Genomic DNA, 24072 nt, shown 5'->3' with positions numbered 1-24072 from the left:
TGTATCAATGGCTATTATTTTTTTGGCTTCTTTTTTGTATCGTTAATAGGTTGTATGCTGTCGAATATGACATTCTCCATGTCAATACCTATTTTTAGATACTTAAGATTATTGGGCGATACGCCTTTTAATGTTAGCGTGACGTTTGTCCATGCTCCCGGTAAGAGTTCGATTGTCGAGTCCATTTTCGTGTTGAGCAGGAGTTGTTTCCAGCGAGGCAGATCTTTTGCCTCGGAAGGTTTTTTCGTACCCCATGTCATATTAAACGCAAGGTTTGATACCGGAATGCTGAGTAAGTTAACTAAATCAAGATGAATAACACTTCCATTATCTATTGGCTCAATAGATAGAATACGCCCGGCTAATCCGATATTGCCGTTGTTAATAATAAAATAGTGCGTTTGTGATGGGTCCAGTTCTGTATAGTCGAATAGCCGTTGTTTGCGTTCAACGCGGCCAACGACTTCGGTGACCTTTTTGGTTGTGTTGATAATCGTAGCTTGTTGTTTTTCTAACAGATTTATCTTTGCTTCTTGTTCTTTTTGTTGTTTTTCTAACAGGTTTATCTTTGTTTCTTGTTCTTTTTGTTGTTCTTTCATTTCTTCAACAAGGTGTTTATCTGCGAAGTAATCACAACCAGATAAAAAGAATGTGAATCCCAACGCAAGCAGGGGGATAAATTTTCCATTTTTGTGCATATGAAATATCCTTGTTAATAATTTATATAATATAAATAGTTAACCTGTTATTTATACAACTAGCTCATCATTCAGCGAGTATTGCCAATAACTCATTAACGTATGGTTAGAATGAAAACATTCGTCGCTTCTATAGAAGCGCGCAAAAACCCGACGTTATTTATCAATTGCTCATAGCAATGCTTTATAAAAATATAATTATAATGTTTATGTATGGGGATTTTTTTTCAGGGATGATAATGTTATTTAATTTTGCGGGTCAATCATATTCTGCGGGATATAAGAAAAGGGGATGAAAAAAATTCATTGTATAAATACAAACAGGCATGATAGTGGAATTTTTCATCCTGAAAAAGCAGGGACTACCGTTAAAAATGAACTTGTATATAAGCGGTGTAAATAGTTCCATGAAAAATTCGGAATATAGCCCGATGCTCTCAAGACATCCTCCGTACAACGGGTGTCCTGAGAGCCTGGGATGCGGAAGGTTTAGAACTCGCTCTTCGCGAAACCTGTCATCTCTTTGAGCCCCATTTCCCGGCCCAGCGCCGTCATCGGGTGGACAACAATCAGGCCACGCACGCTTTTCTTCAACTTGCCCATGTCGGCCTGCTCTTTTTTAGTGATCGCGCGGCGAAACGGCAGGTTCATCAGCTTCTGCGCTTCTTTACTCAGTTTCTGGCTGTGTACTTCGCGCAGACGGATAATTTCTGCTTCTAGCGTCTCTTTTTCTTTTTCCAGCTCCGCGTATTTATCGGCGGATTCAACCAGAGAGAGACCTGCCTGCTGGTGGCGAATAGCGTCAAGACGATCGCTCAGGCGTTTAATTTCGTTTTTTTCAACTTCTTTCATGGGATAGCTTCTGATAGAAATGGGATAGATACCTTATAGTATGCGCGCAGTGAGTGATTCTTCACAACTCATGACGTAAAGATAATCAATTATGGCAAGTATTACACTGCTCATTATTTAATTATCTCGTTGAGAATAAAATCCTTTTTGTCGAAAGAAAAGATGAAGCGCCCTTTTGTCGGCAAGAAAAGCGATTAAGCACATTTTCCTCAATGACAACGCTAAATTGATCCTAAACTCAAATAAGCGACCGCGGGAGTCAGACGCGGGTCCCACATGGAGGATCTATCATGGCAAAAATAGGTGAGAACGTACCACTTCTTATTGATAAAGCCGTCGATTTTATGGCGTCCAGCCAGGCGTTCCGTGAATACCTGAATAAAACGCCGCCGCGTGATTATGTTCCTTCCGAGGTGCCGTCGGAGAGCGCGCCCATTTATTTGCAGCGTCTGGAATATTACCGGCGGCTGTACCGACCAAAAGAAGAAGAAAGAGGTTAACGGCGGGATTTACTTTTGAAAGGCCTTTTTTAAGCTGATTTTAGAAATCAGCTCGGTCAGAGAGAGGACCATCGTCGAACGCACCGCCTGCTGGTAGCGCTGAATTTGCATGGCGTATAGCGCCGCGTCGGACGTATCAAAATGCGGCGGCGGCGGTAGCGCCATGACGCAGTGCAGTTCGCCAAACGGCCCGAGGATTTCATCGTCGGTAAAGGCGTACTCATTGCCATCGTGATTCAGCTCTTCGCGCAGCGCCATTAACAGCTCCGCATCTTCATATTCGGTGCGGCTGAGTACGCCCAGGCCATAGATAAGTTTCAGACGTACCGAAAGATCGCCCAGCGGCCCGTCGCCGTCCAGCAACGGTTCCACAGCGTATTTCACGGCATAGTCGTCTTTGCGAAACACCTGAAGCACCAGAATATTCACCGCCTCGGTCAATAACTCGACGGCGGTAATCAGGAAGCTCCGTACGGTTTTGCCAGCATTCAGACGCTCAAGCACACGATTTTCAAAGGCCTGGGTTTGTTCCATTATTGCCTGCATATCTGACAATCTGTTATTTGGGCGCAGGCTAACCTGCGCCGGATTCTGCGTCATTTGGTCGCGTTATATGCGTTAACCGCCTCCGCCACCACATCGCTATTGGCATCCAGCCCGGAAATTTGCGCCAGCGCGGCCTGCGGGCCTTTTTCGGTAATCAGAGCCGCCAACTCCTGCGCCTGCGGATCTTCATCACTACGGAAATGCATCGCCGCCGCGATCCCTTTGACCAGATTTACATGCGGCAGACCATATTCCAGGGTGCCAAGCAGCGGTTTGATCAGACGGTCGCCCGCGCTGAGTTTGCGTAGCGGCTGACGACCTACGCGTTCGACGTCATCTTTCAGATACGGGTTTTCAAAACGACCGAGGATTTTCTGAATGTATGCCGCATGTTTGTCGGCATCAAAACCGTAGCGTTTGATCAGCACCGCGCCGCTTTCTTCCATCGCGCCTTTCACCACCGCGCGAATACTCTCATCGAGAATAGCGTCGCGAATGGTTTGATGACCGGCTAATTTGCCGAGGTACGCGGTTATAGCATGACCTGTGTTCAGCGTGAAGAGTTTACGTTCGACAAATGCCATCAGGTTATCCGTTAACTCCATCCCCGGAATGTTTGGCAACGCGCCTTTAAACTGGGTTTTATCGACAATCCACTCGCTGAACGTTTCTACCGTCACTTCCAGCGGATCGTTGGTCGCAGAAGCAGATGGCGGCACAATACGGTCAACGGCGGAATCGACAAAACCGACGTGCTGTTCAACCCAGGCTTTATCGCCATCCGCCAGCGCGTTCATTACGTGGCCTTTCAGCTGCGTGGTGCCGCGCACCATATTTTCACAGGCGATGATATTCAGCGGGGCATCCACGCCCTGCGCCTTACGTTTTACCAGCCCTTTAGCGATAGCCGGAGCGATACGCTCAAGCACCACCGGGCCCACGGCAGTGGTGATTAAATCAACGTGGGCAATCAGGTCGACAACATCATCGCCGATGCTGCTGACAGCGTTGACGCCGGAAACGGTATCCACCTGCTCATTTTCACCCACAACATGAACCTGATAGCTATGACGGGCATTCAGGGCATCGAGTACGACCTGGTTTACATCCGCAAACGTCAGTTGTATCCCCGCGTCAGCCAGCAATTTGCCGATAAAGCCACGACCGATATTACCTGCGCCAAAATGTAATGCTTTCATAGTATTAACCTTCATTAATGTTTTTACCCGAGAGGGCTGGGGTGAGGCTTTTCCCTCAACCTAACCCTCTCCACAAGGGAGAGGATATCGCCTTCATATTTCGAACTGCAGATGCGTTGGCTCTCCTCGCTCACCCCAGTCACGTACTTATGTACGCTCCTGGGGATTCACTGCGTTGCCGCCTTCCTGCAGCTCGAACTATTTTGGGGATGCTTAACTGTTAAGCTTTTTTACCTGCCAGCAGTTCCAGCACTTCATCCACGCTGGTGGTGTGCGCCAGACGTTCGATCACGGATTCATCATCCAGCGCGTTGGTCAGGCTAGTGATGACCTGGATGTGCTCATTGTTACGTGCGGCGATACCAATGACCAGACGGGCAATATCGTCTTCTTCTTCACCGAAGCGTACGCCTTCCGGATACTGGCAGAACACCACGCCGGTTTTCAGCACGCGATCTTTAGCTTCCACCGTGCCGTGCGGAACTGCGATGGATTCACCGAGGTAAGTCGGCGTCAGCTTTTCGCGGTCCAGCATCGCTTCGACGTATTCCGGCTCAACATAGCCGCCTTTCACCAGTTGTTCACCGGCAAAGCGAATCGCCTCTTCTTTGTTAGCGGCTTTACGGCCCAGGAAGATATTCTCCGCGCCCAGCTTGAACAGGTTGTTATCACCCTCCTCAAAGCTGTCTTTCAGATGGTCGCGTACTTTCTCTTCATTAGTATTGTGGCGCTGTGCGGCAACCAGACGTTCGGTCAGGCTGGTGTACAGGCCGCTATCCAGGAAGTTGGTCAGCGAAATATGCTGCGCCTGCGGTACCTGACGCATCGCGCGCTCGGTCAGGTCACGGTGAGTAATGACCAGATCTACATCCGGCGGCAGATTGTTAATGGCGCTGTTGGTGACGGAGATCTGGCTCAGGCCTGCATCCTGTACTTTCTTACGCAGTACCCCTGCGCCCATCGCGCTGGAACCCATACCGGCATCGCAAGCCACGATGATTTTACGCACATGGCTCAGGTCGTTGGTCACGTCGCCAGCCGCCAGCGGAGAGGCGCCTTTAGATTCCGCTTTCATGTCATGCATACGACGGGTGGCCGCTTCAATGTCATCTTCTTCTTTCACTTTGCTGGTTTTCAGCAGAATTGCAGAAACCACGAAGGAGACCGCCATTGCCGCCACGATGGCAGCGATGTTAGCGAAGTAAGCGCCTTTTGGCGTCATCGCCAGTACCGCCAGAATGGAACCCGGAGACGCCGGAGAGACCAGACCGCCGTTCAGGATGGTCAGGGTGAATACGCCGGTCATACCGCCAAGGATAACGGCCAGAATCAGGCGTGGGTTCATCAGCACGTACGGGAAGTAAATTTCGTGGATACCGCCCAGGAAGTGGATGATGGCCGCGCCGCCCGCAGACTGTTTAGCGCTGCCGCGACCGAAGAACATGTACGCCAGCAGGACGCCCATCCCCGGACCCGGGTTAGCTTCAATCAGGAAGAAGATGGATTTACCCATTTCATGGGACTGCTGGATACCCAGCGGTGAGAAGATGCCGTGGTTAATCGCGTTATTGAGGAACAGGATTTTCGCCGGTTCAACAAAAATGGACGCCAGCGGCAGCATATCGTGCGCCACCATGAAGTTAACGCCCGCCGCCAGAATTTTGGACAGGACTTCAACCGCCGGACCAATACCGAGGAACGCCAGGATGGCGAGGATCATACCGATAATGCCAGCGGAGAAGTTGTTCACCAGCATCTCAAAACCGGATTTGATCTTACCGTCTACCCAACTGTCGAATTTCTTAATGCAGTAGCCGCCTAATGGACCGGCGATCATCGAGCCGAGGAACATCGGCATATCCGCGCCGACAATAACGCCCATGGTAGTGATAGCGCCCACTACGCCGCCGCGTTCGCCGCCAACCAGACGACCGCCGGTATAACCGATGAGCAGCGGCAGCAGGTAGGTGATCATCGGACCAACCAGTTTCGCCAGCGTTTCGTTAGGCAACCACCCTGTTGGAATAAATAATGCGGTGATAATACCCCACGCGATAAACGCGCCGATATTAGGCATCACCATATTGCTGAGGAATCGACCAAAGCTTTGCACTTTGATCTTAATATCGGATGACATAAAAACACCCCTTCTTATGTTGCTGTCGCGCAGGCTGAAAGCCCGAGGTTTGTTAATGTAGCGGCAGAGGTAGCCGGACCCTGTAGTGTAGATACTGCGCAATCTGGCACTGAATCGTTCAACTGTCCAGACAGGGACAATTTATGTGATTTGCGTCACATAAATATAGGGGGTAGAGAGGTAATTGATGTGATATTGATCACAAAGTGGCTGTGTAAAAAAACAACGAATCTAATTTTTAGCCCTTAAAAGGCCATTTTATGTGAGATATTTCACATTTTTATTTTGGTGCTTTGTTGAATTTTTGTGATCCTCTTCACAAGAAATTTTAAGCCCGGGTAACGTCAATACGATCCGACAAACATTTTGTCGCGAGTCCTCTCACGTTATGTCATTCAGCAACCTCCTTTTGTGTCTCTTTTCGTCTTATTTGAGCCATACTATGATTTTTACTGGTTGGCAAAAAGGACACGGCATGAAACTCATCGGTAGCTACACCAGCCCTTTTGTGCGCAAAATCTCTGTTCTGCTGCTCGAAAAGGGTATTACCTTCGAATTTATTAATGAACTACCTTACGAGGCGGATAACGGCGTGGCGCAATACAACCCTCTGGGTAAGGTGCCAGCGCTGGTGACGGAGAAAGGGGAGTACTGGTTCGATTCGCCGATCATCGCGGAATATATTGAACTGCTGGATATCGCGCCAGCGATGCTCCCGCGTGACCCGATGGCAGCGCTTAAAGTTCGCCAGCTTGAAGCGTTGGCTGACGGCATTATGGATGCAGCGTTGGTGTCTGTACGCGAACAGGCGCGCCCGACGGCGCAACAATCGGAAACGGAACTGCTGCGCCAGCGGGAAAAAATCAACCGCAGCCTGGATATGCTCGAAAGTTATCTGAGCGACGGGACGCTAAAAACGGATACGGTCAATCTGGCGACTATCGCGATTGCCTGTGCGGTAGGCTATCTCAACTTCCGCCGGGTCGCGCCTGGCTGGTGTGTTAGCCGCCCCCACCTGGTCAAACTGGTCGAAACGCTTTTTCAACGCGAAAGTTTTGCCCGCACCGAAGCGCCAAAGGCTTGACGCGCATTATGTCCGCCTGAGCAAACTCACGTTACAATCCCCCTTATGTCGATATCCCTCTCCCGCCAGGAGAGGGCCACCAACAGCCAGGCATTTTCATGACAAGCGAAACGCGTACACTCTACAGCCAGCTTCCTGCTATCGATCGTTTATTGCACGATAGCGCCTTTCTTTCTCTGCGCGATCGGTATGGCCATACCCAGGTGGTTGATCTGCTTAGGCGGATGCTTGACGACGCGCGCGACGTCATCCGGAATACGCAAACGCTTCCCGACTGGTACGCAGACTGGGCGCAAGAGGCGAAACTCCGGCTGGAAAATGCGGCGCAAAGCGCGCTGCGCCCGGTGATTAACCTGACGGGGACGGTGTTGCACACCAATCTTGGCCGCGCATTGCAGGCGCAAGAAGCGATTGAGGCGGTAACGCAGGCGATGCGCGCGCCGGTGACGCTGGAATACGATTTGGATGGCGCCGGGCGGGGGCATCGCGACCGGGCATTGGCGACGCTGTTATGCCGTATCACCGGGGCGGAGGACGCCTGTATCGTCAATAACAATGCGGCGGCGGTATTGCTGATGCTGGCAGCGACCGCCAGCGGCAAAGAGGTGGTGGTTTCGCGTGGCGAGCTGGTCGAAATCGGCGGCGCGTTTCGTATTCCGGATGTTATGCGCCAGGCGGGCTGTACGCTGCATGAAGTAGGCACCACCAACCGGACGCACGCGAAAGATTACCGTCAGGCGGTAAATGAAAATACCGGGCTGTTGATGAAGGTGCATACCAGTAATTACAGCATTGAGGGCTTTACCAAAACGGTAGAGGAAGCGGAACTGGCGGAAATCGGGCGAGAGCTGGATATTCCGGTGGTGGCGGATCTGGGCAGCGGTTCGCTGGTGGATTTAAGTCAATATGGCTTACCCAAAGAGCCGATGCCGCAGCAGCTCATTGCCGCAGGCGTCAGCCTGGTAAGCTTCTCCGGCGATAAGTTGCTGGGCGGGCCGCAGGCCGGGATCATCGTCGGCAAAAAAGCGATGATTGCCCAACTGCAAAGCCATCCGCTGAAACGCGCCCTGCGTGCGGATAAAATGACGCTGGCGGCGCTGGAGGCAACGTTACGTCTGTATCTGCACCCGGAAGCGTTGGCGGAGAAATTACCCACGCTGCGTCTGTTAACCCGCAGCGAAGCGTCGATTCGCGAACAAGCGCAGCGGTTACAGGCGCGGCTGGCGGCACGTTACGGCGATGAATTTGCGCTGGAGGTTAAACCCTGCCTGTCGCAAATCGGCAGCGGTTCATTACCGGTAGACCGCCTTCCCAGCGCCGCCATGACCTTTACCCCGCACGACGGGCGCGGTAGTCGGCTGGAGGCGCTGGCGGCCCGCTGGCGCATGCTGCCTGTACCGGTCATTGGCCGAATTTATGATGGCCGTTTATGGCTGGATATGCGCTGTCTTGAAGACGAAAGCCGGTTTATGGAGATGATGCTGAAATGATTATTGCAACTGCCGGACACGTAGACCACGGTAAAACGACGTTGCTCCAGGCGATTACCGGGGTCAATGCCGATCGCCTGCCGGAAGAGAAAAAACGCGGGATGACTATCGATCTGGGCTACGCCTATTGGCCGCAGCCGGATGGTCGTGTGCTGGGCTTTATCGATGTGCCTGGGCATGAAAAATTCCTCTCTAACATGCTGGCGGGCGTAGGCGGTATCGATCACGCTTTGCTGGTGGTCGCCTGTGATGACGGCGTCATGGCGCAAACGCGCGAGCATTTACAGATCCTACAACTGACGGGTAATCTCCAGCTCACCGTCGCGCTGACCAAAGCCGATCGCGTGGACGAGGCGCGTATCGGTGAAGTACGTGAAGAGGTACTGGCGGCGCTCGACAACTATGGCTTCGCCGATACCGTTTTATTTGTCACCGCCGCCAATGAAGGACGCGGTATTGCAGAACTTCGCGCTCATTTACAGCAGCTTCCTGCACGTTCGCACGCCGCGCAGCATCGCTTCCGCCTGGCTATCGACCGTGCGTTTACGGTGAAAGGGGCGGGACTGGTGGTGACCGGAACGGCGCTGAGCGGAGAGGTAAACGTGGGCGATACGCTATGGTTGACCGGCGTTAATACGCCGATGCGCGTACGAAGTCTACACGCGCAAAATCAGCCCACTGACCATGCGTATGCCGGGCAACGTATTGCGCTCAATATTGCGGGCGATGCGGAGAAGGAGCAGCTTAACCGCGGCGACTGGCTGCTTTCCGATGCGCCGGTGGGGGAGGCTTTTTCCCGGGTGATCGTTTCTCTGGCGCTTCATGCGCCGCTTTCCCAATGGCAACCGCTACATATTCACCATGCTGCCAGCCATGTGACCGGTCGCGTCTCTTTGCTGGAAGGCGGGCTGGCCGAGCTGATCTTTGATACGCCGTTGTGGCTGGCCGATAATGACAGACTGGTGCTGCGTGATATTTCCGCACGTGCCACCCTTGCCGGCGCACGCGTGGTGACGCTTAAGGCGCCGCGTCGCGGTAAACGTAAGCCAGATTATTTGCACTGGCTTTCAACGCTTGCCGCCGCGCAGGACGATAGCGCGGCGTTGGCCATTCATCTGGAACGCGGCGCCGTCAACCTGCCGGATTTCGGTTGGGCGCGTCAGCTTAATCCTCTCGGTATGCGTCAGCTTATTGAGCAACATGGTTTTATCCAGGCTGGAGACAATTTGTTAAGCGCGCCCGTCGCCGCCCGCTGGCAGCGTAAGATTCTTGATACGCTGGCGACCTACCACGAACAGCACCGCGATGAACCGGGGCCGGGACGCGAGCGTTTACGCCGCATGGCCCTGCCGATGGAGGATGAAGCGCTGGTTCTGATGCTGATCGAGCGGATGCGCGACGACGGCCTGATTCATAGCCATCACGGTTGGTTGCATCTGCCGGATCATAAAGCGGGATTTAGCGATGAGCAGCAGGCCGTCTGGCAAAAAGTCGAACCGCTATTTGGCGATGAACCCTGGTGGGTACGCGATCTGGCGAAAGAGACCGGAACGGAAGAACAATTGATGCGGCTGGTGCTGCGGCAGGCGGCACAGCAAGGCATCATTACCGCGATCGTAAAAGATCGGTACTATCGTAACGATCGGATTGTCGCTTTCGCCAATATGATCCGCGAGCTGGATCAAGAGAGAGGATCAACCTGTGCGGCGGATTTTCGCGACAGGCTGAATGTAGGGCGGAAACTGGCCATTCAGATCCTTGAATATTTTGACCGGATTGGATTTACACGACGTCGTGGGAATGATCATTTATTACGTGATGCGTTATTATTTCCGCAAAAAGAATGAAATGGTTAAATTAAATAACAAATGAAGCAATACAATTATTGCGTTGCTTTATAAAAAGCACATCAGGAAATGAACCAGATGTGCTTTTTATTTTTCTGGCTTCTTAAAATAGCCAGCGTGAACCTGTTATCAGGATAATTTCACCCGTATTCTTTGCGCCTTATTCAGGCGACTCACGATGAGATTGTGGAACTTTATCGCACGGCGATGTAACGCCTTTGCCCGGTGGCGCGGACGCTTACCGGGCCTGCGTAGACAATGCAGGCCGGATAAGGCGTAACACGTTAGCCTCGGTCGAGCTTTTGCTGCGCCAGCCAGACGGCGCCCAGCCTGCCCGCCTGATTTCCCAGTTGGCAGGGCTGAATCGGCACCTGGAGCGCCTCCCACATTTCAAACGTTTCAAGATGCCGCGTCAGGAGCGGGTAGAGCTTTTCCTGTTCGCTTATTCCTCCGCCGATCAGCACCACGCCCGGATCAAACATAGAGATCACGCTGTAAACGCCGCGTGAAAGATAACGCGCCCAGTCATTGACCGCCTCACGCAGATGAACATCGGTCGCCATTCGTTCGAAGATCACATCCGCAGGCGGCATCTCTTCGGCAGGCAGCGCCAGCGCCTGGCGGCACGACGCCATTAATCCGCTGGTTGACGCGATTTTATGCATACTTTCGCCATTGTTCCCGACCGGCATGACGCCGAATTCACCGGCGTGAAAATGCGCGCCGCGATACAGTTCTCGTCCGACGATAATACCGCCGCCAATGCCGGTTCCAATGGTAATGCAGACCATGTTTTCATAATGCTGCCCGGCACCTCGCCACATTTCGCCCAGCGCCGCACAGTTCGCGTCGTTCTCCACGACCAGCGGCAGATCGGTCAGCCCGCTGAACAACTCCATCAGGTTGACGTCATCCAGGTAAGCCAGCGCGCCCGCTTTTGCCGCATGACCGTTATGGGGATTAATATGGCCAGGGAAACTGACCCCGATTGCCGCAATGTCATAGTCCTGTTGGCAACGCGCCACCACATCCTGCCATTTGCGGGTAAACGTGGAGGCGTCCTCTGGCGTATCGAATTGATGATGGGTTAATTCTTCGCCGTCACTGTTAATCACGCCATATTTGACGTGAGTTCCTCCCACATCAATACCGATATATTGCTGCATAGTGTTCTCCGTACGTTAAACAGGCACCTGTTTAGTATGGCTAAAACCAGACGGAGAAACGTAAAGGAAAGTAATTCGTGATTGCTGTCGTAAAGCGGGAAATCATTGGCGAAAAATTCACCAGCACCGTCTACCCTTGTGGAGTACCTTTACAATAAGGAGTTGGTCATGACGAACAATCCCCCTTCAACACGTATTCAGCCAGGTGAATACGGGTACCCACTGAAGTTAAAAGCCCGCTATGACAATTTTATTGGTGGTGACTGGGTTGCGCCCGCCGACGGCGAATATTATCAAAACCTGACGCCAGTGACCGGCCAGCCGCTATGTGAAGTCGCTTCCTCCGGTAAAAAAGATATCGATTTAGCGCTCGACGCCGCGCATAAGGCGAAAGATAAGTGGGCGCATACGTCAGTACAAGACCGTGCCGCTATCTTGTTTAAGATCGCCGATCGGATGGAACAAAACCTCGAACTGTTGGCGACAGCGGAAACCTGGGATAACGGTAAACCGATTCGTGAAACCAGCGCCGCCGACGTACCGCTGGCGATCGATCATTTCCGCTATTTCGCCTCCTGTATACGTGCGCAGGAGGGCGGGATTAGCGAAGTTGATAGCGAAACCGTGGCCTACCATTTTCACGAACCGCTTGGCGTCGTGGGGCAGATAATCCCGTGGAACTTTCCGTTGTTGATGGCAAGCTGGAAAATGGCGCCAGCGCTGGCGGCGGGTAACTGCGTGGTGCTTAAACCGGCACGCCTGACGCCGCTTTCCGTTTTGCTGTTGATGGAAATCATTGGCGATCTGTTACCGCCGGGCGTCGTCAACGTCGTGAACGGCGCGGGCGGCGAGATTGGCGAATATCTGGCGACCTCGAAACGTATCGCGAAGGTGGCGTTTACCGGTTCGACGGAAGTGGGTCAACAGATCATGCAGTACGCCACGCAGAACATTATTCCGGTGACGCTGGAGTTAGGCGGTAAATCGCCCAATATCTTCTTTGCTGACGTGATGGATGAGGAAGATGCGTTCTTTGATAAAGCGCTGGAGGGATTTGCCCTGTTTGCCTTTAACCAGGGCGAGGTGTGTACCTGTCCAAGCCGTGCGCTGGTCCAGGAGTCCATCTATGAGCGCTTTATGGAACGCGCTATTCGCCGGGTGGAGAGCATTCGCAGCGGGAACCCGCTAGATAGCGGTACACAGATGGGGGCGCAGGTCTCCCACGGCCAGCTTGAGACTATCCTCAATTATATCGATATCGGTAAAAAAGAGGGGGCCGATATTCTGACCGGTGGGCGACGCAAGGAGCTGGATGGCGAACTTAAAGAGGGCTATTACCTTGAGCCTACCATTCTGTTTGGTAAGAACAATATGCGCGTCTTTCAGGAGGAGATCTTTGGCCCAGTGCTGGCGGTAACCACCTTTAAAACCATGGAGGAGGCGCTGGAAATCGCTAACGATACGCAGTATGGCCTCGGCGCCGGCGTCTGGAGCCGCAACGGCAATCTGGCCTATAAGATGGGGCGCGGCATTCAGGCCGGGCGCGTATGGACCAACTGCTATCACGCCTATCCGGCACATGCTGCGTTCGGCGGCTATAAGCAGTCGGGCATCGGGCGCGAAACGCATAAGATGATGCTGGAACACTACCAGCAAACCAAGTGCCTGCTGGTGAGCTATTCCGATAAGCCTCTGGGGCTGTTCTGACGCAAGAGGTAATGCCCGATGGCGCTTCGCTTATCGGGCCTACAAGAATTTATCGCAATATACTGATATTGCAAATATTGTAGGCCGGATAAGGCGCAGCCGCCATCCGGCACAGTATTACCGCTCGTTAACCCAAATCCGCATTTCGCCCTCGCCACGGTTGGCCCAGCTAAACCACGGAATGAAGGTTAGCGTCTGCGGCTGGCGCGATGACGGCGCGTTATCGTAGTGCCACAACGCCTGATGCTGCGCATCTGGGGCGCTTTGCTTCTCGCCTTCAGCCTGAATCAGCATCTTATGCGCAAAAAGCCCTTTGCCCTCAAAGACCCGGAACTCACTCTCTTTCGGTAGCCACAGATTATGCAGCTCTTCGCCGTTATCGGCCTGCTCAAGGCAATAGACCAGCGGCCCGCGCTGAATGGCAACCTTACCGGCGACGTGACGCGCCAGCGGATTGCCATACACGCGGCGAACCGGCATCGGCAGCGTCAGGGTTATCGTATCGCCCTCCTGCCAGGTTCGACGGATATGCAGATAACCTTTGCGAATATCCTGCTCCACATCCAGCCCGTTGAGCGTCACTTTTGCCTCAGGGCACCAGTCCGGCAGACGTAGCGCCAGCGTGTGACGTACCGGCTGCACAGAGTCGATGGCGATCTTCACCTGCTCATGCCACGGGTAGTTCCCGCTGATTCGCAGTTTGAGCGCGCCATTTTCAACCGGTATTTCCATGCTGTTACCCACGTACATATTGATGTACAGCGCATCCGCACGCGGCGTGTAGATGTAGTGACCAAGGGAGGTGAGCACGCGGGCGATGTTCGGCGGGCAGCAGGCGCAGCCAAACCAGCGCCGGCGGATGGGCTTAACGTGATCGTAAATATGGTTGAATTTTAACGATTTTGGATGCACTTCCAGCGGGTTGACGTAGAAGAAATGCTTGCCATCCAGCGCCATACCACCGAGGACGGTGTTGTACAGCGCGCGCTCCATCACGTCGGCGTACTGGCTATCGGCTTCCATTTCCAGCATCCGGCGGGCGAACATCATCAGGCCGATTGAAGCGCAACTTTCCGCATAGACCGAATCATTCGGTAAATCGTAATCGCTGCTAAAGGCTTCGCCGCTGCTCTGGGAACCGATGCCTCCGGTGATATACAGCTGACGCTGCGCCATATTTTTCCACAGACGCAGGCAGTCCTGGCGTTTGCCTTCATCGTTGCTCAGGCGAGCGAGATGCGCCACGCCAGTCATCAGATAGACAAAACGTACCGCGTGGCCGATTGCCGTCTGCTGCTGCGAAATTGGCAGATGCGCCTGGCTGTAGGCTTTGTCTTTGACCATCCACGCCGGGCCGTAGGTATGCCAGTAAGAGGTTTGGCCGCGTTTTTCGTACTCTTCGTCGTAGAAGTGCGGTTGGGCGCCGCGCTGCCCGATAAAGTAGCTTGCCAGCGTCATATAGCGCGGCTGCTCTGTTACCTCATACAGACGCATCAGCGCCAGCTCAATTTCCGGGTGGCCCGGATAGCCGTGCAGCTGATTTTCGCCAGGGCCGAAAGTGCTGTCGATATGATCGGCCAGGCGACAAACGACGTCTAGCAGCCGACGCTTGCCGGTGGCCTGAAAGAAGGCGACGCCCGCTTCAATCAGATGCCCGGCGCAATAAAGCTCATGGCACTCCGCCAGGTTGCTCCAGCGTTCTTGCGGGGCTTTTGCCGTAAAGTACGTATTGAGATAGCCATCGTCACACTGCGCGGCGGCCACCAGTTCAATCACCTCATCGGCGGTTTTCTCAAGCGCTGGATCGGGCTTCTGGCACAGTGACCAGGCAACCGCTTCCAGCCATTTCGCCACGTCGCTGTCCTGAAAGACCATGCCGTAAAAGTCGCCCGTCTGCTGGCCTGCGGCAATGCGGAAATTTTCAATGGCATGGCTGGGTTCAGCCTCTGGAATACGATCGTTTAACGCATCCCACTGGTAAGGAATAACCACATCGCGAACCAGTTGTTGATACTGTCCGAGGAACGGATCGCTGACCGTCAGTTTATGCAGATCGACTTCCAGTACGTTCATTTCGTGCTCCTTAAGGCTGTAGAGGTCATAGATATTCCTCGCTGACGGGGTATTTTATGGCAGTAATTTTTATTTTCGCGTTATGACCTGATTCATTTTGCCCAGATAGCGGTGAGCGACAAGGCGATAAAAGAGTAAAAAAAGATGACGATTCCGACCCGCATTTAAAAATGTGAGATGGATCGAGTGAAATGACTATTTTTAGTTAATAATCAAAAGCTAATATGAAATACGGTGCTGAATGAGCGGGAAATGACATATTAATGCTCGAATTATCCATAACATTACCGATTAAAGTCCAAAACGGCGGATTATTTATTTCTCGCGGTATTGGGCGTCATCCAGCCAGGCGTCTGCAATCGTGGGAAATTATATTTGTGGAAAAAGGCTGCCTGAAAATTCAGGAAGAAGAATGTGTTTTCTGTGTCGAAGCCGGGGAAAGCCTGTTGCTTTGGCCGCATCGCCGCCATATTGGCGTTGAGGAGTTTCCCGCCGATCTTAAATTTTACTGGCTCCATTTTGAGGTCAAAGCGCCGGACAGCGACCCGCGCTGGCTGACGCATCTTTCCGTGCCGCAGCATACCCAGGTTGCCGATCCGCAGGCGCTGATTGCGCTTTTTCGCCAGTTTATGAACGAGCAGGAAAAGCACCAGCGCAGCCCGGCGCTGGAGTTCATCGTGCTGCTGATTTTGCAGCAGCTCACCGTTGACGCCCGGCAGAATGAAAACGCCGAGGCCGCTGGCGTGTCGCTGGCCTGGAAAGCGCAGCAGCTGATTCGAACGCACTATCACCTGCCGCTTTCCAGCGCGGTTCTGGCGAAAGAACTGCATTGCAATGTGGATTATCTGGGACGCGTTTATCGGCGGGTATTTCACCTTACGCTAACGGAAGCCATCCACCGCCAGCGGGTGCGCGAGGCGGAAAAGTTGCTGATTAGCGACGCGCGTTCGTTAAAAGAGGTGGCGGAACGGTGCGGTTTTAATGACGTTGGTTACTTTCGCCAGATCTTCCGCAAGCACACCGGCCTGACGCCTACCGCCTGGAAGCGGCGCTACAGTAAGGAACACGTTAATTCTTGAGTATAATCTTTGGCCCTCTGACAAAGCGGTTGCAAACTGAATGCCCGATGGCGCTTTGCTTATCGGGCCTACAAGAGTTCATCACAACGTATTGATATTGCAAATCTTGTAGGTCGGATAAGGCGCAGCCGCCATCTGACACAGGCTGTGGCTGCCGGCATTACTGCCCGTAATAGGCATTCGCGCCGTGTTTACGCAGATAGTGTTTATCGAGCAGTTCAGGCTGCATATCCGGTAGCTGCGGGGCCAGCTGGCGCGAGAACAGCCCCATATAGGCACACTCCTCAAGCACCACGGCGTTGTGGACGGCATCGGCGGCATTTTTACCCCAGGCAAACGGGCCGTGCGAATGAACCAATACCGCCGGGATTTGCGCCGGATCGAGACCGCGCTCTTCAAAGGTTTTAATAATCACCTCGCCGGTCTGATACTCGTACTCGCCGTTAATTTCCTCAACGGTCATCAGCCGGGTACAGGGGATCGCGCCATAGAAATAGTCGGCGTGGGTGGTGCCCCAGGCGGGCAGATCGAGCCCGGCCTGCGACCAGATCGTCGCATGGCGGGAATGGGTATGCACGATCCCACCGATCTGCGGATAGCGGCGATAGAGCGCCAGATGGGTCGCGGTATCGGACGACGGTTTTTTATGGCCTTCAACGACCTTACCGCTGGCGATCTCTACCACCACCATATCGTCGGCGGTCATCACCTCATATTCAACGCCGGAAGGCTTGATGACCATCAGTTTGCGCGTCTCATCGACCGCGCTGACGTTGCCCCAGGTAAAGGTGACCAGCCCGTGCGCCGGGAGGGCCAGGTTGGCCGCCAGCACCTCGGCTTTCAGTTGCTCTAACATGTGAAACCTCCTTCCTGCATCCGTGATTCAATCCAGCGTCGGGCCTGGATAATTTCCAGCACCGGCTCGCTGGCTTTCTCTGTCCACATCTCAATCAGAAATGAACCGCGATAATTCAGCTCATGCAGCGTTTTGAAGATGCCGACAAAATCAACGCATCCTTCGCCAAACGGCACGTCGCGGAACTGGCCGGGGCTGTCACCGGTCACCGGCAGCGTGTCTTTCAGGTGGATAGCGGCGATACGGTCAATACCCAGCTTCAGCTCGGCGGTCACGTCGTTCCCCCAGGCGCTGAGGTTGCCGACGTCTGGATAAACGGTGAACCACGGTGACGAAAGCATCTCGTCCCACTTTTTCCACTTGCTGATGGAGTTCATAAACGCGGTATCCATGATCTCCACCGCCAGCATCACCTGCGCCGCTGCGGCCTGTTCCACCGCCCACGCCAGCCCTTCGGCGAAACGTTGCTGGGTGCCTTCGTCGTGCTCTTCGTAATAGACGTCGTAACCTGCCAACTGGATGGTGCGGATCCCCAGGTCGCGCGCCAGGCGAATGGCTTTGGTCATGATTTCACGCGCCCGCTGGCGTACCGCTTCGTCGCGGCTGCCAAAAGGGAAACGGCGATGGGCGGAGAGACACATTGACGGGATAGCGACGCCGCTTTCCAGCATCGCGTTCACCAGCGATGCGCGTTGGGCTGGCGTCCACTCCAGGCGAGAAAGGCGTTCGTCGGTTTCATCCACCGACATCTCGACAAAATCAAAACCGCAGCTTTTTGCCAGCACCAGCCGCTCTGGCCAACTGAGGTCTTTCGCCAGTGCTTTCTCGTAAATACCTAATGGATGATTACGCATGCTTTTCTCCCCAAATGGCGTCAATTTGGGCGTGGAATTCGGCGGCGACCTGCGCCGGATGGGCGGCACCTGCCAGCGCACGTCCGGCGATAAATGCCTTAACGTTAATGTCGCGGAACAGCGGCAGATCCGCTGGGGTAATGCCGCCGGTAATCGATAGTTCAAGGCCGATGTCGGACAACGCCTTCATGCGTGCCAGGTCCGCTTCTCCCCACTGTTGCCCGCTGGCCTGCGCATCGCGTCCGCGATGATAAATCGCCTGACGCACGCCGGTGCGATACCAGTCTCGGGCGTCGTCCAGCGTCCAGTTGCCGAACAGCTCCATTTGAATTTCACCGCCGCAGGATTGCGCGACGGCATGGCCTTTCTCGACGGTCGCGAGCGGCGCGGCGCAGATGATAGTCATCCAGTTAGCGCCAGCGCCAAAAGCCTGCTGCGCCAGGGTTTCACCGGCATCGGCCACTTTCCAGTCGGCGACGATGATTTTTTCCGGGCACTGCGCTCGCAGGGCTTTCACCGCGCTAAGGCCTTCGGTTAAACAAAGGATGGTTCCGGCCTCAACGATATCGACATGATCCTGTAGCAGGGCGACATCGCGTTGGGCTGCTTCCAGACTGGTGTGGTCGAGCGCCAGTTGCAGTAATGGTCGGCTCATAATGCGTGCTCCTTAATACGGGCGTGATAGCCCTGTAGTGCTTCAATCAAATCCTGGTATTGGCGGTATTTGCGCTGGTAGAGGGCGTGCGCGGTCATGTCCGGCAGCAGCGTGCGCACCGGGTGCTGCAGGTCGCGTTGGGCCTCGCGGAAATCGCGATATACGCCGGTGCCGACGCGGGCAGCCAGCGCCGCGCCGAAGCAGCCGGTCTCCTCCACCTGCGGCAGCTCAATGCGTAAACCGCTGACGTCCGCCAGCATCTGCATCCAGACGTCGGAGTGGGCCGGGCCGCCGGTAACGCGCAGGGCGCAAACCTCGGTAAAGCGTTCACGCATGCGGTTGAGGTGGGTCATATGGCTGAAGACCACGCCTTCATAGAGCGCCTGTAGCAGGTGCGCGCGGTTGTGCAGCGCCTGCATGCCGTAAAAACCGCAGGTCATCTCCAGTCCGGCATTGCTGCCGTAGAGAAACGGCAGAAAAAAAAGGTCGCTACCGGCTTTCGGCAGGCTGGCGACCGCCTGATTGATCTCGTCAAAAGAGAGGTCGCCCCACTGGGCGGTAAACCATTCAAGGTTGCCGGAGGAGGTCGGGCTGGCTTCGTGAACGATATACTGCCCGTCATTGACGTAGCGGCCATAGACGTAAGGGTGGGCCTCATGGTCGCGCAGGCCGTGAGCGATGCCGCTGGTGACGGCCCAGGTGCCCATCACCGCATTGAGGGTCGATTCATCCTCAATACCGGCGCAAAGGGCGGTGGAAACCACATCAAACAGGCCGCCGACGACGGGGGTACCCGCCGCCAGACCGGTGATGGCGGCTGCCTGAGCGGTGATCTCCCCGCATATTTCGGCTGAACCCACCACGGGGGACAGCGCGCTGTCGATTTCACTGATGCCCAGCCACTCGGTCAGACGCGGGTCGTACTGGCCCGTCGCCATGTTGTAGAGGTTGGACTCGGAGATGTTGCTCTCCTCACAGCCTTTCACGCCGGTTAAGCACCAGCGCAGATAGTCATGCGTCATCATGACGCAGCCTATCTGCGCGTAGCGCTGCGGCTCATTCTCTTTTACCCAGCGTAAAAGGGAGACTGGATGCCCGGTCCACAGGGTTTGCCGGGTCAGCGGGTAGAGTTTTTGCGGAACCGCTTCTTTTTGCCAGCGCTGGACAATTTCCATGGCGCGACGGTCGGAAGAGAGTATCGCTTTACCTAATGGCCGATCGCTTTTATCTAACAGGAACAGGCCCTTACCCTGAGCGGAAATACCCAGACCGCGGATTTGTGAGCCGCTCACCCCCGTGTGCGCCAGCAGTTTGCTGATGACCGAGGCGCACTGTTGCCACAGCTCGGTCATATCGCGTTCAACCCAGCCTGGCTGCGGGCTTAAAGCGTGCAGCGGCAGGCGTTGCACCGCTACTTCCCGGCCTGCGCCATCGTACAACCCGGCTTTTAGCCAACTCCCACCACAATCTAACCCCAGCCAGTAGTTGCTCATGACTTATTGCACCTCGTCCACGGCTTTCAGGAGATCGGCGCCCTGCGGGTTGTCTTTCAGGAACATATCGCGCACCTGGCTGCCCAGCGCATCGCTGAAGGCTTTACGGTCGATATCGGTCAGGACTTCAACTTCGGCTTCTTTCATGCCATCGATAATTTTTTGCTGATCTTCGGCGACCAGTTTGCGCTGATAGTCACCCGCTTCTTTGGCGGAACTCAGCAGTGCCTCCTGGAACTGCGGGCTTAAAGCGTCGAATTTGGCTTTATTGATCACCAGCAGCAGAGGCGAATAGGCGTGATGAGTGAGGGAGAGGTATTTCTGTACCTCATAGAATTTCGCTGACCACACGACGTTGATAGGGTGTTCCTGGGCATCAATCGTACGGGTTTCGAGGCCGGTATAGACTTCGGAGAATGGCATCGGAATAGGGTTCGCGCCGAAGATTTTAAAGGCCGCGATATTCATTGGGCTGTTGTTAGTGCGGATTTTTAAGCCTTTCAAATCGCCCGGCGTTTTTACCGGCGCGCGGGAGTTGGTGACGTCGCGCCAGCCGTTTTCCCAGTAGGCCAGCACTTTTAACCCTTTTGAATCGAGTGATTTTTTCAGTTCATCGCCGACTTTGCCGTCGAGCGTTTTATGCGCATGCGCGGTATCGCGAAACAGGAAGGGGACATCAAGTAAGTTGAATACAGGGGCCAGGCCGGTGAAATTGTTCGAACCGGACATTTCCATATCAATGGTTCCGCCGCGCACCCCGCTGATCATTGCCTGGGCGTTACCTAATGTGCTGTCAGGAAAGAGTTTTAGCGTTAATTCGCCGTTAGTTTTTTCTTTTAATAGTTCGTTAAATTTTTTCGCGGCAATATGTTGGGAGTCAGTTTGCGGTGTTTCATAACCAAAACGTAAAGATTGCGCCGCCAGAGACGACACGCTGAAAACCGTCAGACCAGCTATCAATAATGAACGAGCAATAACGTGTAATTTCATAATATTATCCTTTAATTAATCCATTTAAGCGGTGTGATAATTAGCTCGGGAATAAAAATAAATAAAACCAGCAGCGACATCAGGACGACAACGTAAGGGAATACGCCTCTTACCGCGTCATCAAATTTCAATTTTGCTACCCCGGAAATAACGTTGAGGACGTTGCCAACGGGCGGTGTGATTAATCCAATAGAGCAGTTAATAATGAACATGACGCCGAAATAAATCGGGTCAATATTGGCTTCTTTAACTAATGGCAATAATACAGGGGTAAGAATTAACACCGTTGGCGTCAAATCCATCACCATACCGACGACCATAATTGAGATCATAATGACGATAAATAAGAGTCGCGGAGAGTCGACCAGCGGCTGCAGCAAATCTGACACCATCATGGGTAATTCCGCGATCGTAATCAGCCAGGCGGATACCTGGGCCGCAGCCACCAGAAACATGACGACTGACGTCGTTTTGGCGGCATTGACCAGCACGTGGTAGAGACTGGAAAACGTTAATTCCCGATAGATAACCACGGCGACAAAGAGGGCGTAAAACGCGGCGACCGCCCCTGCCTCCGTTGGCGTGAAAAGTCCGGAACGGAAGCCGCCGATGATAATCACCGGTAAAAACAGCGCCCAGATACCTGAAACCAATGATTGCCAGATTTCACGCGGTGTTGCTTTAGGCTGAGAAGGGAGATTTAATCGCCCGGCCTGCCACCACCAGGTGAGCATAAGCGCCGCGCCCATCATGATGCCCGGTGCGATCCCGGCCATAAACAGCTTGCTGATCGACAAGCCGCTGGAAACGCCGAAGATAATAAAAGGAATCGAGGGGGGAATAATTGGCGCAATGATCCCGCCGGAAGCGATTAACCCAACGGAGCGGTTGATCGGGTAGTTTGCGGAGCGCATCATCGGCACCAGCAGCGCGGCGACCGCAGCGGTATCTGCTACCGCAGAGCCGGAAAGGCTGGCCATAATCATTGCCGCAATAACGCCCACGTAGCCCAGGCCGCCGGGCTTATGGCCGACCAGCTTCATCGGCAGGTCGACAATTCGCTTTGACAGGCCGCCCGCGTTCATGATTTCACCGGCCAAAACAAAAAAGGGAATGGCCAGTAGGGAGAAACTGTCCGCGCCGTTAACCAGGGTTTGCGCCATAATCTGCACGTCAAACATATCCAGGTATGCCATCAGAGCAGCGCCGCAAAGCAGCAGCGACCAGGCGATGGGTAAACCTATCGCGATCCCGCCGAGCAGGCAGCAGAGAAATATCACCACGGCCATGATTAGGCTCCTTGCTGTGGTTGTTGAAAGGAATCGTTACGCGTTATTAAGTGATAAAGCCGACGCAGCTCGATTAACGCGATGGCAACGCTTGTGGGCAGACAGGCGATATACATCAGGCCGATCGGTAAACCGAGGATTGGCGAGTGATCGCTCCAGTCCTGCAACGCTTTTTGCAGGCTGCCCCAGCCTAATGCGATGCATAACAATAAAATCAGCGAATGCGTCAGCAGCGAGAGACGACGCTGATTCGCTGGCGAAAGTTTTTCCACCACAAAAGTGACCTGAACGTGAGCGTTATCCATAAATGCAACGATGGCGCCAATAAACGTCAGCCATACAAATAGATAACGTGATAGTTCATCTACCGACAAAATACTGCTCTCAAAACCGTAACGTAAAATAACGTTAATAAATACAATGCAGGAAAGTACGGCAATTAATACCGCAAGTATGCCCTCAAGTACCCGCTTCATAACGACTCCATCAGGTTATAGAAACTTATTTCTTTCGATGCTGAATAGTGGAACTTAATTTCTTATGTTTGGTTTATATTAGGTCGGCGCAACGTTGAGTTGCAGGCCGAGAATTAAGGTGATGATGTTTAATTCAGGTTAGCGGCGTGTGGCCTTTTTCATCATGTTAATACCATCGCGTAATATATTTATGCGGTGATTAATATCGGCACTGGCATTGATTTCCAACAATTTAATACCGGTAAACTGCAACAGTTCGGGAGCGGCGGCGGTAATCAGTTCTTTAACATGTTTCTCCGTCATCAGACTTTGTGGACAGAAAGGTGCAAACGGAGCATGGAGGTCCTGCCATTCGCCGTATTCTCCATCCAGCGTTGTACCGGAGAACATCAGTGCCCCGAGTTTTCCAGCCTGTTTGGCCTGCTGCGTGTGGATCAGCGGTAGAGAGGTATCCCGCCCTTCAATAGCCGAGCGCGCCCAGTTAATGCAGACGCTTATGTCATAGTCGGCAATAGTTTCCAGTACGTTTACCAACGGTAAGAATCCTTTGCGCGGTGCGGGGCCGGTCATCGCGTCGCAGTGTTCAAGCACCAGGTCGCAGGACCAGTCCCAGTTGGCAATCTCTTTTAATGAGCGCGCAAAGGCGTCGGTTGCCTGCGCCACGTTCGGATTGCCCGCCAGCGGGGCGGCATGAAGCTCAAGGGCTATGACTTTGCCGGTATTGTTCCCATTGATTTTATTGATCTTCTGATAAAGATGACGGTAGTATTCCACGCAGGCTTTACGCTGTTCCTCGTCACTGGACGCTAATCCAAAACCGCCGTTTTCGCTACGGCGGCGCATGGTTTCCATTATCGCGGTGACCACGATTTGCCAGTTCCCTGGTGTATGGCGCAATAACCACTCGTCGCCGAGCGGGTGAAGATGTTCAAGACAAGGCTGCTCCAGCCCCCGGATATCCGGAGTATCAGAGAGTTGCCGCCAGAATTCCGTCTCTTCCTCTTCACTCTTCTGGTGAAATGAGGGTGCACAAGGGTACGCACCGATAATATAACCGGTATTATTTTTCATTTTGTGCTCC

The 24072-nt window shown here is 53.6% G+C and carries 21 protein-coding genes and 33 other annotated features; of the genes, 6 read left to right on the top strand and 15 right to left on the bottom strand.

Features of this window, described 5'->3' with window-relative positions; all coding sequences use genetic code 11:
• Positions 1-14: 14 nt before the first annotated feature.
• Both STM3690 and yibL read right to left on the bottom strand, forming a co-directional pair.
• Positions 15-704 (bottom strand): putative inner membrane lipoprotein gene (locus STM3690; RefSeq protein NP_462590.1). Within the gene, positions 15-698 belong to an annotated coding region; the region does not span the whole gene.
• Positions 699-704 (bottom strand) — a ribosome-binding site (putative RBS for STM3690; RegulonDB:STMS1H003670). It overlaps the preceding gene by 6 nt.
• Before the next feature lie 483 nt (positions 705-1187).
• Positions 1188-1563 (bottom strand): putative cytoplasmic protein gene (gene yibL, locus STM3689; protein NP_462589.1). Within the gene, positions 1188-1550 belong to an annotated coding region; the region does not span the whole gene.
• Positions 1558-1563, bottom strand: a ribosome-binding site (putative RBS for yibL; RegulonDB:STMS1H003669). (Overlaps the previous gene by 6 nt.)
• Positions 1564-1833: 270 nt before the next feature.
• Positions 1834-1839, top strand: a ribosome-binding site (putative RBS for STM3688; RegulonDB:STMS1H003668).
• Here yibL and STM3688 point away from each other — a divergent pair.
• Positions 1834-2050, top strand: a protein-coding gene (locus STM3688; RefSeq protein NP_462588.1) for a putative cytoplasmic protein. Within the gene, positions 1841-2050 belong to an annotated coding region; the region does not span the whole gene. (Overlaps the previous feature by 6 nt.)
• 9 nt (positions 2051-2059) lie before the next feature.
• Here STM3688 and mtlR read toward each other — a convergent pair.
• From mtlR to mtlA, 3 genes are all read right to left on the bottom strand, one after another.
• Positions 2060-2650, bottom strand: coding sequence for a repressor for mtl (gene mtlR, locus STM3687; RefSeq protein ID NP_462587.1), 591 nt, complete (start codon positions 2648-2650; stop codon positions 2060-2062).
• Positions 2647-3807, bottom strand: a protein-coding gene (mtlD, locus tag STM3686) for a mannitol-1-phosphate dehydrogenase (RefSeq protein NP_462586.1). Within the gene, positions 2647-3795 belong to an annotated coding region; the region does not span the whole gene. The genes mtlR and mtlD overlap by 4 nt, the downstream gene beginning before the upstream one ends.
• Positions 3802-3807, bottom strand: a ribosome-binding site (putative RBS for mtlD; RegulonDB:STMS1H003667). (Overlaps the previous gene by 6 nt.)
• A 208-nt stretch (positions 3808-4015) precedes the next feature.
• Positions 4016-6021 (bottom strand): PTS family, mannitol-specific enzyme IIABC components gene (mtlA, locus tag STM3685; protein NP_462585.1). Within the gene, positions 4016-5932 belong to an annotated coding region; the region does not span the whole gene.
• Positions 5940-5945 (bottom strand) — a ribosome-binding site (putative RBS for mtlA; RegulonDB:STMS1H003666). Its footprint overlaps the gene before it by 6 nt.
• Positions 5986-5994, bottom strand: a -10 signal (putative -10_signal for mtlA; RegulonDB:STMLTH004609).
• Positions 6013-6021 (bottom strand) — a -35 signal (putative -35_signal for mtlA; RegulonDB:STMLTH004609).
• Positions 6022-6072: 51 nt before the next feature.
• Positions 6073-6093 (bottom strand) — a protein binding site (putative binding site for CRP, RegulonDB: STMS1H000114).
• Between the two features lie 13 nt (positions 6094-6106).
• Positions 6107-6136 (bottom strand) — a protein binding site (putative binding site for CRP, RegulonDB: STMS1H000062).
• A 55-nt stretch (positions 6137-6191) separates the two neighbouring features.
• Positions 6192-6210: a protein binding site (putative binding site for CRP, RegulonDB: STMS1H000122), on the bottom strand.
• Between the two features lie 82 nt (positions 6211-6292).
• Positions 6293-6313: a protein binding site (putative binding site for CRP, RegulonDB: STMS1H000055), on the bottom strand.
• Positions 6299-6319, bottom strand: a protein binding site (putative binding site for CRP, RegulonDB: STMS1H000121). Its footprint overlaps the feature before it by 15 nt.
• A gap of 77 nt (positions 6320-6396) precedes the next feature.
• Positions 6397-6402: a ribosome-binding site (putative RBS for yibF; RegulonDB:STMS1H003665), on the top strand.
• Here mtlA and yibF point away from each other — a divergent pair.
• The 3 genes from yibF to selB all read left to right on the top strand — a co-directional run bounded on the left by yibF (position 6397) and on the right by selB (position 10353).
• The gene (gene yibF, locus STM3684; RefSeq protein NP_462584.1) for a putative glutathione S-transferase occupies positions 6397-7016 on the top strand. Within the gene, positions 6408-7016 belong to an annotated coding region; the region does not span the whole gene. (Overlaps the previous feature by 6 nt.)
• A gap of 87 nt (positions 7017-7103) precedes the next feature.
• Positions 7104-7109: a ribosome-binding site (putative RBS for selA; RegulonDB:STMS1H003664), on the top strand.
• Positions 7104-8506 (top strand): selenocysteine synthase gene (gene selA / locus STM3683; protein ID NP_462583.1). Within the gene, positions 7115-8506 belong to an annotated coding region; the region does not span the whole gene. (Overlaps the previous feature by 6 nt.)
• Positions 8486-8491, top strand: a ribosome-binding site (putative RBS for selB; RegulonDB:STMS1H003663). Its footprint overlaps the gene before it by 6 nt.
• Positions 8486-10353 (top strand): selenocysteinyl-tRNA-specific translation factor gene (gene selB / locus STM3682; protein ID NP_462582.1). Within the gene, positions 8503-10353 belong to an annotated coding region; the region does not span the whole gene. Before selA ends, selB begins: the two co-directional genes overlap by 21 nt.
• A 284-nt stretch (positions 10354-10637) precedes the next feature.
• Here selB and STM3681 read toward each other — a convergent pair.
• The gene (locus STM3681) for a putative transcriptional regulator (RefSeq protein ID NP_462581.1) occupies positions 10638-11525 on the bottom strand. Within the gene, positions 10638-11519 belong to an annotated coding region; the region does not span the whole gene.
• Positions 11431-11449, top strand: a protein binding site (putative binding site for FIS, RegulonDB: STMS1H000145). (Overlaps the previous gene by 19 nt.)
• Positions 11439-11455, top strand: a protein binding site (putative binding site for FIS, RegulonDB: STMS1H000140). It overlaps the preceding feature by 11 nt.
• Positions 11520-11525: a ribosome-binding site (putative RBS for STM3681; RegulonDB:STMS1H003662), on the bottom strand.
• Positions 11526-11528: 3 nt before the next feature.
• Positions 11529-11547: a protein binding site (putative binding site for FIS, RegulonDB: STMS1H000147), on the top strand.
• A gap of 47 nt (positions 11548-11594) precedes the next feature.
• Positions 11595-11615: a protein binding site (putative binding site for CRP, RegulonDB: STMS1H000054), on the top strand.
• A gap of 11 nt (positions 11616-11626) precedes the next feature.
• Positions 11627-11643 (top strand) — a protein binding site (putative binding site for FIS, RegulonDB: STMS1H000142).
• Positions 11629-11647: a protein binding site (putative binding site for FIS, RegulonDB: STMS1H000146), on the top strand. It overlaps the preceding feature by 15 nt.
• Positions 11648-11675: 28 nt before the next feature.
• Positions 11676-11681, top strand: a ribosome-binding site (putative RBS for aldB; RegulonDB:STMS1H003661).
• Here STM3681 and aldB point away from each other — a divergent pair.
• The gene (gene aldB / locus STM3680; RefSeq protein ID NP_462580.1) for an aldehyde dehydrogenase B occupies positions 11676-13226 on the top strand. Within the gene, positions 11688-13226 belong to an annotated coding region; the region does not span the whole gene. It overlaps the preceding feature by 6 nt.
• 117 nt (positions 13227-13343) lie before the next feature.
• On the opposite strand, the gene STM3679 is transcribed toward aldB, so the two are convergent.
• The gene (locus tag STM3679) for a putative cytoplasmic protein (RefSeq protein ID NP_462579.1) occupies positions 13344-15306 on the bottom strand. Within the gene, positions 13344-15299 belong to an annotated coding region; the region does not span the whole gene.
• Positions 15301-15306: a ribosome-binding site (putative RBS for STM3679; RegulonDB:STMS1H003660), on the bottom strand. Its footprint overlaps the gene before it by 6 nt.
• 252 nt (positions 15307-15558) lie before the next feature.
• Positions 15559-15564 (top strand) — a ribosome-binding site (putative RBS for STM3678; RegulonDB:STMS1H003659).
• Between STM3679 and STM3678 the strand changes: the two genes are divergently transcribed.
• The gene (locus STM3678) for a putative bacterial regulatory helix-turn-helix protein (RefSeq protein NP_462578.1) occupies positions 15559-16378 on the top strand. Within the gene, positions 15563-16378 belong to an annotated coding region; the region does not span the whole gene. (Overlaps the previous feature by 6 nt.)
• Positions 16379-16538: 160 nt before the next feature.
• On the opposite strand, the gene sgbE is transcribed toward STM3678, so the two are convergent.
• The 8 genes from sgbE to STM3670 all read right to left on the bottom strand — a co-directional run bounded on the left by sgbE (position 16539) and on the right by STM3670 (position 24069).
• Positions 16539-17251 (bottom strand): L-ribulose-5-phosphate 4-epimerase gene (gene sgbE, locus STM3677; protein NP_462577.1). Within the gene, positions 16539-17234 belong to an annotated coding region; the region does not span the whole gene.
• Positions 17228-18097 (bottom strand): putative 3-hexulose-6-phosphate isomerase gene (sgbU, locus tag STM3676; protein ID NP_462576.1). Within the gene, positions 17228-18088 belong to an annotated coding region; the region does not span the whole gene. Before sgbU ends, sgbE begins: the two co-directional genes overlap by 24 nt.
• Positions 17246-17251 (bottom strand) — a ribosome-binding site (putative RBS for sgbE; RegulonDB:STMS1H003658). (Overlaps the previous gene by 6 nt.)
• Positions 18081-18757, bottom strand: a protein-coding gene (gene sgbH / locus STM3675; protein ID NP_462575.1) for a putative 3-hexulose-6-phosphate isomerase. Within the gene, positions 18081-18743 belong to an annotated coding region; the region does not span the whole gene. Before sgbH ends, sgbU begins: the two co-directional genes overlap by 17 nt.
• Positions 18092-18097, bottom strand: a ribosome-binding site (putative RBS for sgbU; RegulonDB:STMS1H003657). Its footprint overlaps the gene before it by 6 nt.
• Positions 18740-20251 (bottom strand): cryptic L-xylulose kinase gene (gene lyxK / locus STM3674; protein NP_462574.1). Within the gene, positions 18740-20236 belong to an annotated coding region; the region does not span the whole gene. Before lyxK ends, sgbH begins: the two co-directional genes overlap by 18 nt.
• Positions 18752-18757: a ribosome-binding site (putative RBS for sgbH; RegulonDB:STMS1H003656), on the bottom strand. Its footprint overlaps the gene before it by 6 nt.
• The gene (gene yiaO, locus STM3673) for a putative dicarboxylate-binding periplasmic protein (protein NP_462573.1) occupies positions 20240-21238 on the bottom strand. Within the gene, positions 20240-21226 belong to an annotated coding region; the region does not span the whole gene. The genes lyxK and yiaO overlap by 12 nt, the downstream gene beginning before the upstream one ends.
• Positions 20246-20251: a ribosome-binding site (putative RBS for lyxK; RegulonDB:STMS1H003655), on the bottom strand. It overlaps the preceding gene by 6 nt.
• Positions 21233-21238 (bottom strand) — a ribosome-binding site (putative RBS for yiaO; RegulonDB:STMS1H003654). (Lies within the gene yiaO.)
• Positions 21238-22528 (bottom strand): putative DedA family, membrane protein gene (gene yiaN / locus STM3672; protein NP_462572.1). Within the gene, positions 21238-22515 belong to an annotated coding region; the region does not span the whole gene. The genes yiaO and yiaN overlap by 1 nt, the downstream gene beginning before the upstream one ends.
• Positions 22518-23002, bottom strand: a protein-coding gene (gene yiaM / locus STM3671; protein NP_462571.1) for a putative transporter. Within the gene, positions 22518-22991 belong to an annotated coding region; the region does not span the whole gene. The genes yiaN and yiaM overlap by 11 nt, the downstream gene beginning before the upstream one ends.
• Positions 22523-22528, bottom strand: a ribosome-binding site (putative RBS for yiaN; RegulonDB:STMS1H003653). Its footprint overlaps the gene before it by 6 nt.
• Positions 22997-23002, bottom strand: a ribosome-binding site (putative RBS for yiaM; RegulonDB:STMS1H003652). Its footprint lies within the gene yiaM.
• A 127-nt stretch (positions 23003-23129) precedes the next feature.
• Positions 23130-24069 (bottom strand): putative chemotaxis protein, resembles cheA gene (locus STM3670; RefSeq protein ID NP_462570.1). Within the gene, positions 23130-24062 belong to an annotated coding region; the region does not span the whole gene.
• Positions 24064-24069, bottom strand: a ribosome-binding site (putative RBS for STM3670; RegulonDB:STMS1H003651). (Overlaps the previous gene by 6 nt.)
• Positions 24070-24072: the final 3 nt, after the last annotated feature.

Source organism: Salmonella enterica subsp. enterica serovar Typhimurium str. LT2 (genome assembly GCF_000006945.2).
In the GTDB taxonomy this organism is placed as follows: domain Bacteria; phylum Pseudomonadota; class Gammaproteobacteria; order Enterobacterales; family Enterobacteriaceae; genus Salmonella; species Salmonella enterica.
Note: the sequence above shows the minus strand (reverse complement) of the source record. Positions and strands in the feature narration are given on the sequence as shown.